General features: G+C 69.6%; 15 protein-coding genes. 1 reads left to right on the top strand and 14 read right to left on the bottom strand.

What is annotated here, in order from left to right; all coding sequences use genetic code 11:
* The first annotated feature begins 312 nt into the window (after positions 1–312).
* On the top strand, positions 313–1,194 hold the full coding sequence (locus tag ON30_RS09575; RefSeq protein WP_040705888.1) for a UTP--glucose-1-phosphate uridylyltransferase: 882 nt from the start codon (positions 313–315) through the stop codon (positions 1,192–1,194).
* A 55-nt stretch (positions 1,195–1,249) separates the two neighbouring features.
* Here ON30_RS09575 and ON30_RS09570 read toward each other — a convergent pair whose 3' ends face one another.
* The 14 genes from ON30_RS09570 to murD all read right to left on the bottom strand — a co-directional run bounded on the left by ON30_RS09570 (position 1,250) and on the right by murD (position 17,643).
* Complete coding sequence (locus ON30_RS09570) at positions 1,250–1,768, bottom strand: NlpC/P60 family protein (protein ID WP_085999299.1); 519 nt, start codon at positions 1,766–1,768, stop codon at positions 1,250–1,252.
* A 363-nt stretch (positions 1,769–2,131) separates the two neighbouring features.
* Positions 2,132–5,275 (bottom strand): isoleucine--tRNA ligase, encoded by a 3,144-nt coding sequence (ileS, locus tag ON30_RS09565; RefSeq protein ID WP_040705887.1) that lies wholly within the window; start codon positions 5,273–5,275, stop codon positions 2,132–2,134.
* Between the two features lie 305 nt (positions 5,276–5,580).
* Positions 5,581–5,781, bottom strand: coding sequence for a hypothetical protein (locus ON30_RS09560; RefSeq protein WP_040705886.1), 201 nt, complete (start codon positions 5,779–5,781; stop codon positions 5,581–5,583).
* A 114-nt stretch (positions 5,782–5,895) separates the two neighbouring features.
* Positions 5,896–6,747 (bottom strand): DivIVA-like cell division protein Wag31, encoded by an 852-nt coding sequence (wag31, locus tag ON30_RS09555; RefSeq protein WP_040705885.1) that lies wholly within the window; start codon positions 6,745–6,747, stop codon positions 5,896–5,898.
* A gap of 66 nt (positions 6,748–6,813) precedes the next feature.
* Positions 6,814–7,116, bottom strand: coding sequence for a YggT family protein (locus ON30_RS09550; protein ID WP_040705884.1), 303 nt, complete (start codon positions 7,114–7,116; stop codon positions 6,814–6,816).
* 90 nt (positions 7,117–7,206) lie between these two features.
* The gene (locus tag ON30_RS09545) at positions 7,207–8,019 is read right to left on the bottom strand and encodes a cell division protein SepF (protein WP_040705883.1); all 813 of its coding nucleotides are present in this window, start codon (positions 8,017–8,019) and stop codon (positions 7,207–7,209) included.
* Between the two features lie 106 nt (positions 8,020–8,125).
* Positions 8,126–8,881: a YggS family pyridoxal phosphate-dependent enzyme gene (locus tag ON30_RS09540; RefSeq protein WP_040705912.1), complete on the bottom strand. Its 756-nt coding sequence runs from the start codon at positions 8,879–8,881 to the stop codon at positions 8,126–8,128.
* A 103-nt stretch (positions 8,882–8,984) separates the two neighbouring features.
* Positions 8,985–9,713, bottom strand: coding sequence for a peptidoglycan editing factor PgeF (gene pgeF / locus ON30_RS09535; RefSeq protein WP_040705882.1), 729 nt, complete (start codon positions 9,711–9,713; stop codon positions 8,985–8,987).
* 110 nt (positions 9,714–9,823) lie between these two features.
* A complete protein-coding gene (ftsZ, locus tag ON30_RS09530; RefSeq protein WP_040705881.1) occupies positions 9,824–11,038 on the bottom strand; it encodes a cell division protein FtsZ in 1,215 nt (404 codons plus the stop codon).
* A gap of 337 nt (positions 11,039–11,375) precedes the next feature.
* On the bottom strand, positions 11,376–12,104 hold the full coding sequence (locus ON30_RS09525) for a cell division protein FtsQ/DivIB (protein WP_051029133.1): 729 nt from the start codon (positions 12,102–12,104) through the stop codon (positions 11,376–11,378).
* 5 nt (positions 12,105–12,109) lie between these two features.
* Positions 12,110–13,549 (bottom strand): UDP-N-acetylmuramate--L-alanine ligase, encoded by a 1,440-nt coding sequence (gene murC / locus ON30_RS09520; protein WP_051029132.1) that lies wholly within the window; start codon positions 13,547–13,549, stop codon positions 12,110–12,112.
* Positions 13,550–13,592: 43 nt separating this feature from the next.
* Entirely contained in the window at positions 13,593–14,714 is a 1,122-nt protein-coding gene (gene murG, locus ON30_RS09515; RefSeq protein WP_040705879.1) for an undecaprenyldiphospho-muramoylpentapeptide beta-N-acetylglucosaminyltransferase, read from the bottom strand.
* A complete protein-coding gene (ftsW, locus tag ON30_RS09510) occupies positions 14,711–16,189 on the bottom strand; it encodes a putative lipid II flippase FtsW (RefSeq protein ID WP_373282527.1) in 1,479 nt (492 codons plus the stop codon). The genes murG and ftsW overlap by 4 nt, the downstream gene beginning before the upstream one ends.
* Positions 16,183–17,643 carry a UDP-N-acetylmuramoyl-L-alanine--D-glutamate ligase gene (gene murD / locus ON30_RS09505; protein ID WP_040705878.1) on the bottom strand — a complete coding sequence of 487 codons (1,461 nt, stop codon included), beginning with the start codon at positions 17,641–17,643 and terminating at the stop codon, positions 16,183–16,185. Before murD ends, ftsW begins: the two co-directional genes overlap by 7 nt.
* Between the last annotated feature and the right edge of the window lie 38 nt (positions 17,644–17,681).

The following is a 17,681-nucleotide window of genomic DNA, read 5'->3' as shown; positions in this document are numbered from 1 at the left end:
GCACGGAATCTACGCCGACCCACCGACAGGTCCGCACACCCCGCGAACAGCGCCGGAACCCGTGCCGCCGCCCGCTCCGTGCCCCGCCGCCGAGCCGCCCTTCCGGTGTGGCGAGACCGCACGACCGCGCGTGTCCGCGCCTGTGCGACAGCACGGAGGTTGCTGCGGGTCCGCCGGGGATGCGCTGCCGCCCGCGTGCCGACCGACCGCCGCGTCATACCCCTTGACCTGCTCGGATGCCGACCTGGCAGGTACGCCACGCGGGGCCGGGGAACGAACCTGCGGTCGGTATCGGTATGTGATGATCGGACGATGAAGATCCGCAAGGCCGTCATCCCGGCCGCCGGAATCGGCTCCCGGCTGCTCCCCCTGACCAAGGCCACCCCGAAGGAGATGTTGCCGGTCGGCGACAAGCCGGTCATCGAACACACCGTGCGCGAACTGGTCGCCTCGGGCATCACCGACATCACCATCGTCGTCAGCGGCGGGAAGTCCTTGATCCAGGACCACTTCCGCCCCAACCCCGCCCTGGTGGCCCAGTTGCGCGCCGACGGCAAGACCGCCTACGCCGACGCCGTGGAAGAGGTCGGCGAACTCTCGCGCCTGGGCCACATCACCTATCTCGACCAGCACGGGCCCTACGGAAACGGCACCCCGGTGCTCAACGCGGCCCGCAACGCGGGCGAGGAGCCGATGCTGGTGCTGTGGCCCGACGACGTGTTCGTGGCCGAGGTCCCGCGCGCCCAGCAGTTGATCCACGCCTTCGAGGCCACCGGCGCGCCGGTGCTGGCCCTGATGCCGATGGACCCGTCGGAATCCCAGCGCTACGGCGTCCCGGTGGTCGCCGACGACCGCGGCGACGGTCTGCTGCGCATCACCGGCCTGCGGGAGAAGCCCAAGCCCGAGGACGCGCCCTCGGCCTACGCCGCGATCGGCGGCTACGTGGTCACGCCCGGCATCGTGGAGGAACTGCGTCGCCAGACCGAGCGCTGGTACGAACACCGCGAGGGCGAGGTCTACCTGACCGACGCCATCAACGTCCACGCCGCCGAGCACGAGGTCTACGGACAGGTCATCCGGGGGCGCTGGTACGACACCGGCAATCCGGCCGACTACCTGGTCGCCCAGTTCGCCTCGGCGCTGGCCCACCCGGAGTACGGACCGCGACTGCGGCAACTCGTGGACGAGGGCTGACCGAAACGAACGGCGCGGAGCAGGCCCGAAGGCCGCTCCGCGCCGCGCGCGCCCCTCAGAACCGGCGGATGGTGTAGATGTCCCAGTAGCTGAGCGGGGTCAGCCCGACCGGGACGCCCCAGTCGAAGGCGTTGAGCACCTGTCCGCCACCGGCGTAGATACCGACGTGCGAGCCGTCGTTGTTGAGCACGATCACATCGCCCGGGGACAGCGCGCCGAAGGGCACCTGAGCGCCCACCTTCGCCTGCTGCCAGGTCGTGCGCGGCAGGCTGACGCCGACCTGCCGGAAAGCCCACTGCACCAGCCCGGAGCAGTCCCACGAGTTCGGCCCGACGCCGCCCCACTCGTAGGGCTTGCCGACCTGGGTGGTGGCCGCCGCGAGCGCGCCGAGTCCGGCGACGCTGGGCAGCGGCAGAACCGCCGATCCGCTGGAACTGCCCGAACCCCCTGATCCGGTGCCACCGCTGAGGGAGGAACTGCCGGTGTCGGAGAACGCGGGTCCGGCCAGGACCAGCGTCGCCGCCAGGGAGATGACGAAGCCGAAGAGGCTTCGGCGCAACGGTTTCCTGTTCACGTGCTCGCCCTTCACTGTCGGCCCAGCTGTCGGCCGCCGTGAGGGCGGCCCGGCTAACTCGCAGCATCATCCTTGCCATCGGAGTGACACTGCCGACCACAGCGCGTACTGCACCCGGCCACGGACCGGGACAACGCGGTTCACACAGGGAAAATCTCGTTGAACGGCTACTGCGACACCAGTAGCACTATCGGTATCACCAGTAACACCAAAAATTGTGCCGGTCGGTACGAAATCTCGGCACGGTTTTCAGCTAACCTCCAGCATGTGATTCGAATCACAGGATCGAGTGAGGTTGGCCTACTCCGGGTATCGCCGGAGGTCGCGTCGGGACGGGCGGGCGCACCCGCCCCGACGCGGTCCTCATGCCTTGACGACCGACACCCGGACCCCGCCGACGATCTCGGCGGCCTCGGGCCCCGGCTCACCGAAGCTCAACTCCGTCGCCAGGATCTCCCCGGCGATCAGGTCGCGGTGCGTCGCCGCCCAGGCTGCCCGCTCCTCGGGCACCGCCAACACCACCGAGATCCGGTCCGAGACGTCGAGCCCCAGCGACTTGCGGGTCTCCTGCAAGTCACGGATCAGGTCGCGGGCCCAGCCCTCGGCCTCCAACTCCTCGGTCACCGCCGAATCCAGCACCACCAGACCGGCATTGCCCGGCAGCGCCGCCGTCGAATCCGGCTCGGCCGCCACCAACCGCTGCGAGTACTCCTCGGGCAACAGCGCGATCCCGGCGGCGCTCACCACGCCGTCGGCGTCCTCGGACCACTCGCCCGCCTTGACCGCCTTGATGACCGTCTGCACGTCCTTGCCCAGGCGCGGACCCGCCGCCCTGGCGTTGACCGCCAGCTCGAAACGGCCGTGCACGGCCACATCGGTGGTCAGGTCGACCTTCTTGACGTTGACCTCGTCGGCGATGATGTCGGCGAAGGGGCGCAACCGCTGCGCGTCGGCCGCCGCGATCGTCACCTCCGCCAACGGCAACCGCACCCGCAGGTTGCGCGCCTTGCGCAGACCGAGCACCGTCGAACAGACCGTGCGGACCTCGTCCATCGCGGCCACCAACTCCGCGTCCTCGGGCACCTCGCCCTTGTCCGGCCAGTCGGCCAGATGCACCGAACGTCCGCCGGTCAGCCCGCGCCAGATCACCTCCGAGATCAGCGGCAGCAGCGGCGCGGCCAGACGCGTCACCACCTCGAGCACCGTGTGCAAGGTGTCGACCGCGTCACGGTCCTCCGACCAGAACCGCGAACGCGACCGGCGCACATACCAATTGGTCAGCGCGTCGGCGAAGCCGCGCAGCTCCTCGCAGGCGCCCGCGATGTCGTAGCTCTCGAGCGCGTCGGTCATCACATCCCGGGTCGCGGCCACTTTGGCGAGGATGTAGCGGTCCAGCACGTTCGGCGAATCCGTACGCCACGTCCCCGGCGTCGAGGCGTAGAGCTGCAAGAAGGTCCACGCGTTCCACAGCGGTCGCAGCGCGTGGCCGATCCCCTCGCGGATGCCGCGCTCGGTGACGATGAGATTGCCGCCCCGCAGGATCGGCGAACTCATCAGGAACCAGCGCATCGCGTCCGAGCCGTCCCGGTCGAACACCTCGTTCACATCCGGGTAGTTGCCCTTGGACTTCGACATCTTCAGCCCGTCCTCACCCAGGACGATGCCGTGGGCGGCGACATTGGAGAAGGCCGGACTGTCGAACAGCGCCGTGCCCAGCACGTGCAGGGTGTAGAACCAGCCGCGGGTCTGCCCGTTGTACTCGACGATGAAGTCGCCCGGGAAGTGCGAGTCGAACCAGTCCTTGTTCTCGAACGGGTAGTGCACCTGCGCGAACGGCATCGAGCCCGATTCGAACCAGCAGTCCAGCACCTCGGGCACCCGACGCATCGTCGAAGCGCCCGACGGATCGTCGGGATTCGGGCGGGTCAGCTGATCGATCATCGGCCGGTGCAGATCGTCCGGGCGCACGCCGAAATCACGCTCGAGCTCGTCGAGCGAGCCGTAGACGTCCACCCGGGGGTAGGCCGGATCGTCGGAGACCCAGACCGGGATCGGACTGCCCCAGTAGCGGTTACGGCTGATGTTCCAGTCGCGCGCGCCCTCGAGCCACTTGCCGAACTGACCGTCGCGGATGTGCTCGGGCACCCAGTTGATCCGCTTGTTCAGCTCCACCATGCGGTCGCGGAACTCGGTCACCGCCACGAACCACGACGGCACCGCCATGTAGATCAGCGGCTGGCCCGAACGCCAACTGTGCGGATACGAGTGCTCGATCGTCTCGTGCCGCAGCAGCTTTCCGGCGGCCTTGAGATCCTTGATGATCACCGGGTTGGCGTCGAAGACCATCAGGCCCTCGTAGGGGGGCACCATCGAGGTGAACTTGCCGCCCGGATCCAACGGCTGCACGATCTCGATCCCGGCGGCCGAGGCGACGTCCATGTCCTCCTCGCCGAAAGCCGGCGCGAGGTGGACGACGCCGGTACCGGAATCGGTGGTCACATAGTCGGCCGTCAACACCCGGTGCGCGTTCGGATGCCCCAGGAAGAAATCGAACGGCGGCGCGTAGGAGAGCCCGGCCAGCGCCGCGCCGTCGAACTCGCCCAGAACCTGCGGCTCCTCGCCGAATTCGCGCGTGTAGTGCCCCACCCGCTCGGCGGCCAGCACATAGCGCTTGCCGTCGGCGGCGCGCAGGTGCACGTAGCGCACGTCCGGGTGCACGGCGATCGCCAGGTTGGACGGCAGGGTCCACGGCGTGGTGGTCCAGATCAGCGCGTTCGCGCCGTCGAGCGCGTGCAGCGGGTGCTCGGCCGCGACGGCGAGCACCATGTCCACGGTGACCGCCGGATCCTGACGCATCTTGTAGGCGTCGTCGAGGCGGGTCTCCTGGTTCGACAGCGGCGTCTGCTCGTACCAGCTGTAGGGCAGCACCCGGAAGCCCTGGTAGATCAGGCCCTTGTCGTACAGCGACTTGAACGCCCACATCACCGACTCCATGAAGTCGAGATCCAGGGTCTTGTAGTCGTTGTCGAAGTCGACCCAGCGGGCCTGCCGGGTCACGTAGTCGCGCCATTCTCCGGTATACCGCAGTACCGAAGATTTACAGGCGGCATTGAATTCGGCCAGCCCCATGGCGTCGATCTGTGATTTGTCCGTGATACCGAGCTGCTTTTCGGCTTCGATTTCCGCGGGCAATCCGTGGCAGTCCCAGCCGAAACGCCGCTCGACACGCTTACCGCGCATGGTCTGGAAACGAGGAATCAGATCCTTGACGTATCCGGTGAGCAGGTGCCCGTAATGCGGCAGACCGTTGGCAAACGGCGGTCCGTCGTAGAAGACGAACTCCTGACCCGGCCCGGACCCGTCGGCCGGGCGGTTGTCGATGCTCGCTCGGAAGGTGTCGTCGGCGGCCCAGGCGTCGAGCACACGCCGTTCCATCTGCGGGAACGAGCCACTGCTGCCCGCGCCGAGATCGACGCGGGGATAAGCGCTGCTGCTGTCGTCCGCCATCGCGGATAGGTCTCCTCGTGCCACGCGCCCCGCGGCGCGTTCGGTGTCGGCACGGGGACGACACCGGCGCACGTCACGCCGAAACCGCGGTACCACCCCGCTTGTCCGGCAAACGATCGACCGGACCTCTCGTAGGAGCTGTGACGGGCTCGACCCGTTCGGTTCTACTGGACGCGGGCAACCCGCGCCGTTCTTCCGAAGGCTCCCCGGTGATAGCCGGATCCACGCCGTGTTCTTCGATTCTAGCCGGCCCCGTCAACCGAATTCGGCGCGGCCCGACTCGCGGACCGCGCCTTGTCGGACGCCTAACGACGAACGTGTCGCCGCGGTGGTTCCGGGCCGTCCCCGTCCGGACGCCGAATCGACAACGCGCTCACCAGCAACAGCACAGCGCCGACGACGCACACGATGATGCAACCCCATGCCCACAACACCGAGCCGGTGGTGAGAGCGGTCACCAGCAGCGCGAATCCGATGGCGGCGAGAACGAGCGTCACGACGAGCATGGTGACCCCCAGGGTAGCCCAGGCGGCTCTACAGCACCGTCGGCTACCTTCTGGACAACTCTCGTCCCGGCAGCCGACGGCGCGACGATGCGACGCACCGCATCACACCCGGTGTTACTTGCCGCCCTTGGCGAACGACGCGGGAGCGAGGCTGCCGGTGTTGGTGTCGAAGGGCTCGCCACCGTCCACCGGGACCGCCGAACCACGGTTCTCCAACTCCTCGAGCTGCGATTCCAGGTAGGACTTCAGCCGGACGCGGTACTCCCGCTCGAAGGTCTTGAGCTGCTCGATCCGGCTCTCCAGCACACTGCGCTGCTGGGTGATGGTGGCCATGATCTCGGTGTGCTTGCGCTCGGCGTCGGCCTGCAAGGCATCGGCCTTCTCCTTGGCCTGGCGCAACTGGCTGTCGGAACGGTTCTGGGCGTCGGACAGCATCGCGTCGGACTTCTGGCGGGCGTCGGCGATCATCGCCTCCGACCGGGTGCGCGCGTCACTGACCAGTCGCTCGGAGTTCGCCCGCGCGTTGGACAGCAGGTTCTCCGACTCGGACTTGGCATCGCTGGTGAGCCGGTCCGCCATCTCCTGGGCGAGGCTGAGCACCTTGGCCGCCTGCAGATTCGCGTCCGCGCCCGGTGCGTCCTTGGGAGCGGGCGCCGCCACCGGCATCGGGGCCGGCGGCGCTTGCTGGACCGGGGGTTTGATCGGTTCCGGAGGGGGCGGAGGGGCCTGCTGGATGGGAGCCTTCACCGTGGCGGGGGCCGCCGAGCGATTCTTCTTGGCATCGGCCAGCTCGGCGTCCAACTCCGCGACCCGCTGACGCAGATCCGCGTTCTCCTCGATCAGCCGCGAGAGCTCCTGCTCGACGAGGTCCAGGAAGGCGTCGACCTCGTCCTCGTTGTAGCCGCGCTTCCCGATCGGCGGTTTGCTGAACGCGACGTTGTGCACATCGGCTGGAGTCAGCGGCATGGAAGGATCCCTTCACGCGTCTTTTGGAGATCTAGCAGATCTGGCACGGTATCTTCGCCCATTCTGTCACACCGGAGCTACCGGTTGGCCGAGCCTGCTCACGATCGACATCAGGATGAAGACGATGAAAAGCAGGACCATAATCGACAGGTCCAGGCGAATTCCCCCCAGGGACACCGGTGGTATCAGCCGCCTCAGCAGTTTCACCGGGGGATCCGTGATCGTGAAGATGACCTCCAGGACCACGACGACGACGCCCGTGGGACGCCAGTCACGGGCGAAGCTACGCACGAACTCGACGATCACCCGGCTGATCAACAACAGCCAGAAGATGAACAGTACGAAGTACAGCACCGCGAACAAGGCCACGGAGTTCACTCTGCCCGAAAATCCGCCTCGCGCAAAATGACCACACCGCCCCGCCCCCGACCGGACCACCCCACCCCCCGCATCGGACCCCTATTTCTGGTTGTAGAAGCCCGTTTCGGCGATGCGGCGGCGCTCCTCGGCCGATACGTCGACGTCGGCCGGTGAGAGCAGGAACACCTTCGTCGCGACCTTGTCGAACGAACCGCGCAGGGCGAAGGCCAGTCCGGCGGCGAAGTCGACCAGGCGCTTGGCGTCGGCGTTGCTCAGATCGACCAGGTCCATGATGACCGGGTTGCCCTCGCGGAAGCGCTCACCGATGATGCGGGCCTCGCTGTAGTCGCGCGGGCGCAGCGTCGTGATCTTGGACAAGGGACCTCCGTCCTCGAAGATCCCTGGCCTGCGGGCGACAGCGGGCTCCGGGCGCATGCGCTCCTCCAGCCGTCGCTCCTCGGCGTCGGGATCCACGGCGAGCGCACCGCGGGTGGCTCCTCGCAGCATCGGCGCACCGCCGCCCGCCCGGAAACGCGCGCCCGAGGAGGGCGCGGCATCGATCCGGGTGGGGCGCCGCGGAACCTCGTAACGGTCCTCGCCGTACGGCTCCTCACCGTAGTCGCGCCCGGGCGGGTACCCCGCCTTGTAGGGCGACTTGTACGCGGGCTCCGGGTAGTCGGGCTCGTCCTCGAACCGGTCGGGGCCGAAGCGCTCGGGACCGAAACGGTCCACGCCGTAACGATCCTCGGCGTAGCGGTCGGCACCGTACCCGGCCCGGTCGGAGTAGCCGCGGGGCCGAGCAGCGCCGCGCTCGCCGGCCCCACGGGGGCCGCGATCGTCGACGTAGTCGTCTTCGTAATCCTCGAGAGGAACCATGCCGAAGTACGCCTTGAACTTGTGCAGCGTGCTCATTGGTCGACCTTCCTTCGGCCCCGGTGGCGGCCGGGTGTTGAAGTCTTGCTCAGCCCCTCGTCCGTCCCAAGCATATGTGTCGAATGTGACTGATGAGGTTTCTTTGCTACGCCGAGGTTATCGGCCTCGGACCCATCAGGGCGGTACCGACACGCACACATGTCGAACCATGTTCGACCGCCTGCTCGATATCGCCCGACATTCCTGCGGAAAGCTCGGTCGCCCCGGGATGTCGGCCCAGCAGCGACGTGTGCAAACTCGCAAGACGCGCGAACGCGCTATCGGCGTCGGCGTCGAGTGGCGGGATGGCCATCAGGCCCCCGAGCCGCAGCGACGCCGATTCCGCGACCCCGTCGGCCAAGCGGTCCAGCTCCTCGGGAACCACTCCGCCGCGTCCGGGATCGGCGTCCAGGCTCACTTGCAGCAGCACCCGCAACGGTTCGGCGCGCTCCCCGGCGTCGAGGGCGGCGCGCGCCCCCGCGTCAAGGGCCGTTGCCAGCCGCTCGCTGTCCACCGAGTGCACGGTGTGCGCCCAGCGGGCGACCACCCGCGCCTTGTTGCGTTGCAGGCGACCGATCATGTGCCAGGCGATGGCCGAATCGGCCTCGTCGGACGATGCGAGCGCGCGCAGATCCGCGACCTTGGCGGTGGCCTCCTGCTCGCGCGACTCGCCGAATTCCCGGCGGCCGAGCCGATACAGGATCTCGATGTCGCGCGCCGGGAAGAACTTCGTCACCGGCAGCAGACGCACCGACCCCGGTTCGCGACCGGCGGCCACGCGCGCCGCCTCGATCCGCGCCAGCAATCCGTCCAACCGCGCGGACAACTCCGCCGTCCGCGACGCCACCGTCGACTCCGCGATCCCGTTCACCCGACCCTCACTCTCCCGTCGGCCACCGATCGCGCGGGGTTACCGAATGGCTTGGTGAACCCGTCGTGCCGGTGCCGAACCGACACACGTTGCCTCACGTACCCGCTTGCATCCAAATCACACCTGCGAGTCGCCCGGTCGGCGCGCCGCGTCGATGGCTGAACAACGTCTTGTCCTCGATGGTGCAGCGCGGGTCGACCGCGACCCCGCCGACACCGGCCTCGGTCAGCTGCCGACGGATGCCCGCGCGCAGGTCGAGCGACGGCGTGCCGTGCACGGTGGTGGCCGCGCTGCCCGGCAGATGCCGCTCCACGTCCTCGCGCATCGCCGCGGGCACCTCGTAGCGCCGCCCGGAGGCGGCCGGGCCCAGGAACGCGCCGATGCGGTCCATCCTGGCCCCCACCGATTCCATCGCCGCGAGCACGGCGGGCACGATGCCGACCCTGGCGCCGATCCGTCCCGCGTGCACCGCGGCGATCACCCCGGCCTCGTCATCGGACAGCAGTACCGGCACACAGTCCGCCGACAGGGTGACCAACGCCAGGTTCGGGACGGTCGTCACCACGGCGTCGGTGGCCGGGACCGGTTCGGCGCGCGGACCGTCCACGATGGTCACCGTGCGGCTGTGGATCTGCTCCATCCACACCAGACGGTCGGGGCTCAGGCCGATGCCCTCGGCCAACCTTTCGCGGTTGCGCCGCACCGCCGCGGGATCGTCGCCGACGTGATCGCCGAGGTTGAACGAGTCGTAGGGCGGGGCCGAGAATCCGCCCGCCCTGGTCGTCGTCACCCGTCGCACGGTCAGAGTCGGCGCAGCAGTCATGGATTCGAGCCTAACGGCCGCCCCGGCGCGACGCCGAAACCGCAGGCTCCCGACACACCAAGAGAGGCCGACCCGCGGTGCGGATCAGCCTCGTCGTGCGCGAAGGAGCCTCAGCGACGCATGAACGACGGCACGTCGACGTCGTCGTCATCGTCGTCGATGTCCGGCGGCGGCTGCATGTGCGAGCGCGCGGCCGAGGAATCCAGGCGGGCCCGTTCGGCTTCCTGGTAGCTGGGCACGGTGCCGCGCGTGGGTGTACGCGGTGGCGGCGCCGCGGTATCCCCTCTGGCGGTGACCTCCGCGGTGCGTGACCCGCCCAACTCCCCCGCGCTCGCCCGGCCGATGGTCCCCGGTCGCTCGAAAGTGCGCCGCGCCGGTCCGCCGCCGTCGAATCCGGCCGCGATCACGGTGACGCGCACCTCGTCGCCGAGCGAATCGTCGATGACCGTACCGAAGATGATGTTGGCCTCGATGTGGGCGGCCTCCTGCACCAGCGAGGCGGCCTCGTTGATCTCGAACAGACCGAGGTCCGACCCGCCCGCGATCGAGAGCAGCACGCCGTGCGCGCCGTCCATGGACGCCTCGAGCAGCGGGGAGTTGATCGCGGCCTCGGCGGCCTTGACCGATCGGCCCTCGCCGCGCGCCGAGCCGATGCCCATGAGCGCGCTGCCCGCGCCGGACATGACGCTCTTGACGTCGGCGAAGTCGACGTTGATCAGACCCGGGGTGGTGATCAGGTCGGTGATGCCCTGGACACCGTTGAGCAGCACCTCGTCGGCGGAACGGAAGGCGTCCATGAGACTGACGGCCGCGTCGCCGAGTTGGAGCAGGCGATCGTTCGGGATGACGATGAGGGTGTCGCAGGATTCGCGCAGCAGGTTGATGCCCGTCTCGGCCTGTCCGCCGCGGCGCTTGCCCTCGAAGGAGAACGGCCGGGTGACCACACCGATGGTGAGCGCGCCGAGTTTGCGGGCGATGCTGGCCACGACGGGCGCGCCGCCGGTGCCGGTGCCGCCGCCCTCGCCCGCGGTCACGAACACCATGTCCGCGCCCTTGAGGACTTCCTCGATCTCGTCCTTGTGGTCCTCGGCCGCGCGGCGTCCGACCTCGGGGTCGGCGCCGGCGCCGAGGCCGCGGGTGAGTTCCCGGCCGACGTCGAGTTTGACGTCGGCATCACTCATCAGCAGGGCCTGCGCGTCGGTGTTGACCGCGATGAACTCGACACCTTTGAGTCCCTGCTCGATCATCCGGTTGACGGCATTCACACCGCCGCCGCCGATACCGACGACCTTGATCACCGCAAGGTAGTTGTGCGGGGGCGTCATGGGCTCTCGCCTTCCTTCGATCTAAAGCCTGTCGTTTCCGGATTCGAGACATCTCGCCGCGCGCCGGCCCGCGCCGCCGTGCTCCGCGGTCCGGGTCGGTTCCGACCGTTCGGGCCAACCCTCAACCTCAACCATAGGGTTAGCGTTATGTCAAGTATCCGACTGGTGCGGAACGCTATTCGCAGCCGCCGCGATACGCGCGCAGGCGCGCCGAGACGAGTGACAGAATCTTGTGTGATCCTTCTCGTCTCGCCGCGAAACACGTCGTATCGTGGACGTTTGCCCCCGGTCCCCTTCTCGGTGGCACCGAAAAAACCCTGGGCACAATGGGTGTGGATCACTTTACCGTGACCAGATTCGGACTCGAAACGTCGAACACCGTTCCCTCACGTGTCAGCAGCGGCAACACCACCTGCGCTTTGCGCTCGGCGTCGGCCGCTCCACCCCACAGTACCTCGCGTCCGTCCTTCAGACTCAACGAGATGTCCGAAATCGACCGTGCGGCAACCTCGCCCACCTGGATCGTCAAGGCGGGTGGCAGGGCGTTCAGCACGGCGACCGCGGCCTGGGTGACCGGATCGGCGGCGCTCGGGCGCTCGGCGAGCAGTTTCGGGACGCCGATCGGCGCCTGCTCCACGGCGAACTCCACCCCGTCGGCGTCGAGCAGATGCGCGCCCTGCGGGCTGTCGAAATAGAGCACCGCCTCGCGCTCCTCCACCGTCACCCGCACCGTCGAGGGGAAGACCCGCTGCACCCGGGCGCTGCGCACCTTCGGGATGTCGGCCACCCGCCGCGCCACCTCGTTGGTGTCCAACCGCAGCATCGACAGACCCGACGGGATCCGCAACTGCTCCTCGACCTGCGCCTCGGTCACCTTCACGGTGCCGCTGATCTGCACGGTGCGCACCGACAGCGCGGGCGTGAACCACGCCAGCAGCACGACCACGGTGAGCACCGCCGCGCCGAGCAGCGACCACAGCCGCACCCGGCCCGGGCGCACCGACCGCAGGCGGGCGAGCAGTTCGGCTCCCCGCTCGGCCACGCGCCCCGCGAACGGCGCCCGCATCCGGGTCACCGACCGTACTGGGGCCGTGCCCGCAGGCCGTCGAGGATCTGGCTGCCCAGCATCGTCACATCGCCCGCGCCCATGGTGATCACGACGTCACCGGGCAGGGTCAGGCCGGCGACCTGGCGGCCGACCCGCGACATGTCCGGCTGATAGTGCACCGGCGCCGTCACCGCCTGGGCGACCAGCGCGCCGTTCACACCCGGCAGCGGTTCCTCCCGCGCGCCGAAGACGTCGAGGACGACCACTTCGTCGGCCAGACTCAGCGCCGCGCCGAATTCGGTCGCGAACGTGGCGGTGCGGCTGTAGAGGTGGGGTTGGAAGACCACGATGACCCGGCCCTGGCGCGACCGCGCGCCGTCGCGGGCCTCCTGCTGCACCAGTTCGGCGGCGGCACCGAGCACCGCGCGCACCTCGGTCGGGTGGTGGGCGTAGTCGTCGAAGACGCGCACGCCGTTCTCCCGGCCGACGAACTGGAAGCGGCGATGCACCCCGCCGAAACCTTCGAGCCCCTGCACGATCTCGTCCGGGTCCGCGCCCGCCGCCCGCGCGGCCAGCAGCGCGCCCAGCGCGTTGAGGGCCATGTGCCTGCCCGGCACCGCCAACCGCAGCGTGCGCGGGCCGGGTTCGTCGGAGAGCTGGAACTGGGCTACGCCGCCGACGTCGCGCGGCTCCCAGTTGTGCAGTCGCACACCGACCGGGACGGGCGCGTCGGTGAGATCGCCGGAGCCGTAACCGAGCACGCGCACACCGCGCGCGGCGAGGCCGGGGCCCACCCGCTCGGCCAGCGCCCGCGAACCGGGATCGTCCAGGCACACCACCAGCAGTCCGCCCGCGGCGAGGCGTTCGGTGAAATCGTCGAAGACCTGGACGTACGCCTCGTCGGTGCCGAAGAAGTCCAGGTGATCGGACTCGATGTTGGTGACGACCGCGACATCCGGGTCGTACTGCAACAGCGAACCGTCGCTCTCGTCGGCCTCGGCCACGAAGATGTCGCCGGTGCCGTGGTGGGCGTTGGTGCCCGCCTCGTTGAGCTCGCCGCCGACCGCGAAGGACGGGTCGAGGCCGCAGTGCTGCAACGACACGATCAGCATCGAGGTGGTCGAGGTCTTGCCGTGCGTACCGGACACCAGCAGGCTGCGGTGGCCGCGCATCAGCGAGGCCAGCACGGTCGGGCGCAGCAGCACCGGGATCTCGCGCCGATGCGCCTCGACCAGTTCCGGATTGGTCTTCGGGATGGCGGCGTAGGTGGTCACCACCACGGTCGGGCCGCCGGGCAGCAGGTCCAGCGCGTTGGCGTCGTGACCGATGCGCACCTGCGCGCCGCGCGCCCGCAGCGCCAACACCCCGCGGCTCTCCTTGGCGTCGGACCCGGAGACCGCGCCGCCCCGCGAGAGCAGGATGCGCGCGATCCCCGACATGCCCGCGCCGCCGATGCCGACCATGTGCACCCGCTGTAGTTCGGCGGGCAGTTCCGAACGATCCTCGTCACTCACGACCGGCCACCTCCACAACGATCCGCGCCACTTCGTCGGCGGCGTCGCGATGTCCGGCGCCCGCGGCGGCGCGCCCCATCTCGCTCAGCCGTGCCGGGTCCGTGAGCAGCGGTATCACCTCGTCGATCACATATTTCGGGGTCAGTTCCGAATCGGGGACGATTCTGCCACCCCCCTTGGCGACCACCGGTCGGGCGTTGAGTTCCTGTTCGCCGTTGCCGTGCGGCAGCGGAACATAGAAGGCGGGCAATCCGACCGCGGACACCTCGGCCACCGTCATCGCGCCCGATCGGCACACCACCGCGTCGGCCGCGGCGTAGGCCAGATCCATCCGCGACAGGTACGGCAGCGCGACGTAGCGGGACGCGCCGTCGCGTTCGGTGACCTCGAGGGTGTTCTTCGGTCCGTGCGCGTGCAGCACCGAGATGCCCGCGGCCGCCAACTGCGGCGCCGCCGAGGACACCGCCTCGTTGAGGGTGCGCGCGCCCTGCGAACCGCCGAAGACCAGCAGCACCGGTCCGTCGGGGGGCAGGCCGAATTCGTCGCGGGCCGCGGCGCGCAGCGCGGCGCGGTCCAACGTGGTGATGGCCGCGCGCACCGGGATGCCGACGACCTGCGCGTGCGAGAGCCCCGAACCGGGCACCGCCGCCAGTACGCGCGCGGCGCGGCGCGCGCCCACCTTGTTCGCGATGCCCGCCTTGGCGTTGGCCTCGTGCACCACCACCGGCACCGCGCGACGCCGCCGGGTCAGGCCGCGCCCCGCCGCCAGATACGCGGGCAGCGCGACGTAACCGCCGAATCCGATGACGACATCGGCCTGTACGGCGTCGATGACCTCGCGAGTGCGGGCCACCGAGGCGCGCACCCGGCCCGGCAGGCGCAGCAGGTCGGCACTCGGCTTGCGCGGCAACGGGACCGGCGGGATGAGCTCCAACGGATATCCGCGCTCGGGCACCAGCGTGGTCTCCAGGCCACGCTGGGTGCCGAGGGCGGTCACCCGAATCGTGTCGTCGAGTCGGCGCAGCGCGTCCGCGACGGCGAGGGCGGGTTCGATATGTCCCGCGGTACCACCACCCGCGACGATCACCGAAAGCCCGGACCGCACGTCACTCACCTGGATCTACCCCGTTCTCTAGCATGTGGCATCGGATAAGTCGGTTCCCACGCGCGGGTGGCGCGCAGCGAACTGGTGCCGCGGCTCTCGGCCGAGCGGCGGCGTGGTTGTTGTTCGGGCGGGCGGCGACGCGGGGGCTGGCGACGCGCGGGCGGCGGCTGACGCCTGCCGTCCTGCGGCGCGCGGCGCGCTCGGGCCGACTGCGCTTTGGCCGGCGAGTACACCTCGGGTTTGGGCAGGCGCAGCAACCTGCTGACCCGCCCGTCCTGACCGGCGTGCAGCGCCGAAACCGCCTCCGGTTCGTGGCGGGCCGCGTTGGCGATGATGCCGAACATGAACAGCGTGATCGCCAGCGACGAGCCACCGGCCGACACCAGCGGCAACTGCAAACCCGTCACGGGCAGCAATCCGACCACGTAGCCGATGTTGATCAGCGCCTGGGCGGTGATCCAGGTGGTCGCGGTCGCGGTGAGCAGGCGCAGGAACGGGTCGACCGAACGCGCGGCGATCCGCAAGCCGGTGTAGACGAACAGCGCGAACAGTCCGAGCACCAGCGCGCAGCCGAGGAAGCCCAGTTCCTCGCCGATGATGGCGAAGATGAAGTCGTTGTGCGAGTTCGGCAGGTAGCTCCACTTGGCCCGGCTCTGCCCGAGGCCGCGGCCCCAGATCCCGCCGTCGGCCAGCGAATACAGGGCTTGGCGGGCCTGGTAGCCGATGCCCTGCGGGTCGTCGCCGGGATTGAAGAACGCGCGCATCCGGTCCGAGCGGTAGCCGGCCGAGAGCGCCAGCACCGCCGCGGCGATGACGCCGGAGATCGCGATCGTGATGAACAGTCGCACCGGCAGTCCGCCGAACCACAGCAGCGCCGCCAGCACGATGCCGAGCGCGATCGTGGTCGACAGGTTCGGCTGGAGCACGACCAGCAGACAGACCAGCAGGCCCGCGGGCACCAGCGGCACCAGGATGTCCTTGAGTCCGGCCCGTTCCGAGCGGCGCGAGGCCAGCAGGTGCGCGCCCCACACCACCAGCGTCACCTTGACGATCTCGGAGGGCTGCACCGAGATCGGCCCGAGCACGAACCAGCGCCGCGCGCCCTGCACCTCCTCACCGATGCCGGGGATCAACACCAGCAGCAGCGCCAGCACCGAGGCCGCGAACAGCGGGAACGACCACTGCCGCAACCGGCGCAACGGAATCCGCAGCGCCAGATAGAACAGCACGCAACCGATCGCGGCGAACATGGCCTGCTGGATGAACAGCGAATAGGCCGAACCGCCCACCGCGTAGGCTTCCACGCTCGACGCCGAGAGCACCATCACCAGGCCCAGCACGGTGAGCAGTGTCGCGATGGTGACGATCAGGTGGAACGAGGCCAACGGTCGCGCCAGCCAGGCGCCGAAACGGGTGCCGCCGCCGGCGCTCTCACCGCGCGCCGCCTTGCGTGCTTCCCGTCCCCGTGCCGCCGTGGTCACAATTGCCGCCCGATGTCACCGTCTTCCAGCGCGTGCACCGCGGCGGCGAAACTGCGTCCGCGGTGGGTGTAATCGGCGAACATGTCCAACGAGGCCGCCGCGGGCGCGAGTAGCACGGTGTCGCCGCGACCGGCGAGTCCCGCCGCTTCGCGCACGGCCCGCGCCATCAGCGCGTCGGCCTTGTCGGCTCTCGACGGATCGTCCTGCATCCCTGCATCGTCTCCCGCGCGGACCTCCACGACCGGGACTTCGGGCGCGTGTCGCGCCAACGCGGCGGCGATCACCGGCGCGTCGCTGCCGATCAGCACCGCGCCGACGAGTCGTTCGGCGACCTCCTCGACCAGATCCTCGACGTGCGCGCCCTTCAACTGCCCGCCCGCGATCCACACCACGTGCGGATGGGCCAGGATCGAGGACCGCGCCGCGTGCGGGTTGGTGGCCTTGGAATCGTCGATGAAGTCGACGCCCGCGACCTCGCGCACGAACGCCGCGCGGTGCGGGCCGACCTTGTGCTCGATCAGTCCTTCCCGCACGAACTGCGGGGCGACGTCGATGGCCCTGGTCAGCGCGGAGGCCGCGAGCGCGTCGGCCACACCCGCGGGCCCGGGCGGGCTGATGTCGCCGACCTCGGCCAGGATCGCGGCCTTGGTGAAGGCCCGATCGAGCAGTTTGCCGTCCACGACGCCGAGTTCGCCGTCGGCGGGCACGCCGACGCGGAAACCGATGACCCGGCGGGCCTTGGCCTTGCGCGCCAGCGAGGCCGCGACCGCGTCGTCCAGGCCGACCACGCCGACCCGCCCGTACAGGGCGCGCGCCTTGGCGGCGGCGTAGGCGTCCAGGCCGCCGTGCCAGTCCAGGTGATCCTCGGCGACGTTGAGCACCACGCCCGCCTCCGGGCGCACCGACGGCGCCCAGTGCAGTTGGAACGAGGACAGTTCCACCGCGAGCACCTGCGGACCGGGGGTGCGGCGCAGCGCGTCCAGGATGGGCAGCCCGATGTTGCCGCAGGCCACGCTGGCGATGCCGGCCGCGCGCAGGATCGCGTGCGTCATCTGGGTGGTGGTGGTCTTGCCGTTGGTCCCGGTGATGACCAGCCATTTGCGCACCGGACCGTAGATCCGGGCCTGATCGACCCACCAGGCGAATTCGACGTCGCCCCACACCGGGATGCCCTCGGTGACCGCCGCCGCCAGCACCGGCGAATCCGGCCGCCAGCCCGGACTGGTGATGACCAGCGCGAAGCGGGACAGACCGCGCGGCTCACCGGGCGGCGTCGATTCGAGGTCGGCGCAGGCGGCCACCTCGAGTCCGAGTTCGGCGGCCTCGGCCAGCGCCTTGGCGCCCGCGTCGGTGACCACCGGATTGGCCCCGATGTCGCGCAGCGGTTCGATCAGGGACCGTCCGGAGACGCCCCAGCCCGCGACGAGCACGTCGCGGCCGCGCAGGAATTCGAGCATGGGCCCGGGAGAGCGCAGGGCCCGCGGAGAATGTTCGA

It is taken from the genome of Nocardia takedensis NBRC 100417, assembly GCF_000308695.1.
Lineage (GTDB): Bacteria > Actinomycetota > Actinomycetes > Mycobacteriales > Mycobacteriaceae > Nocardia > Nocardia takedensis.
This window is presented reverse-complemented; position numbering and strand designations above follow the sequence as displayed.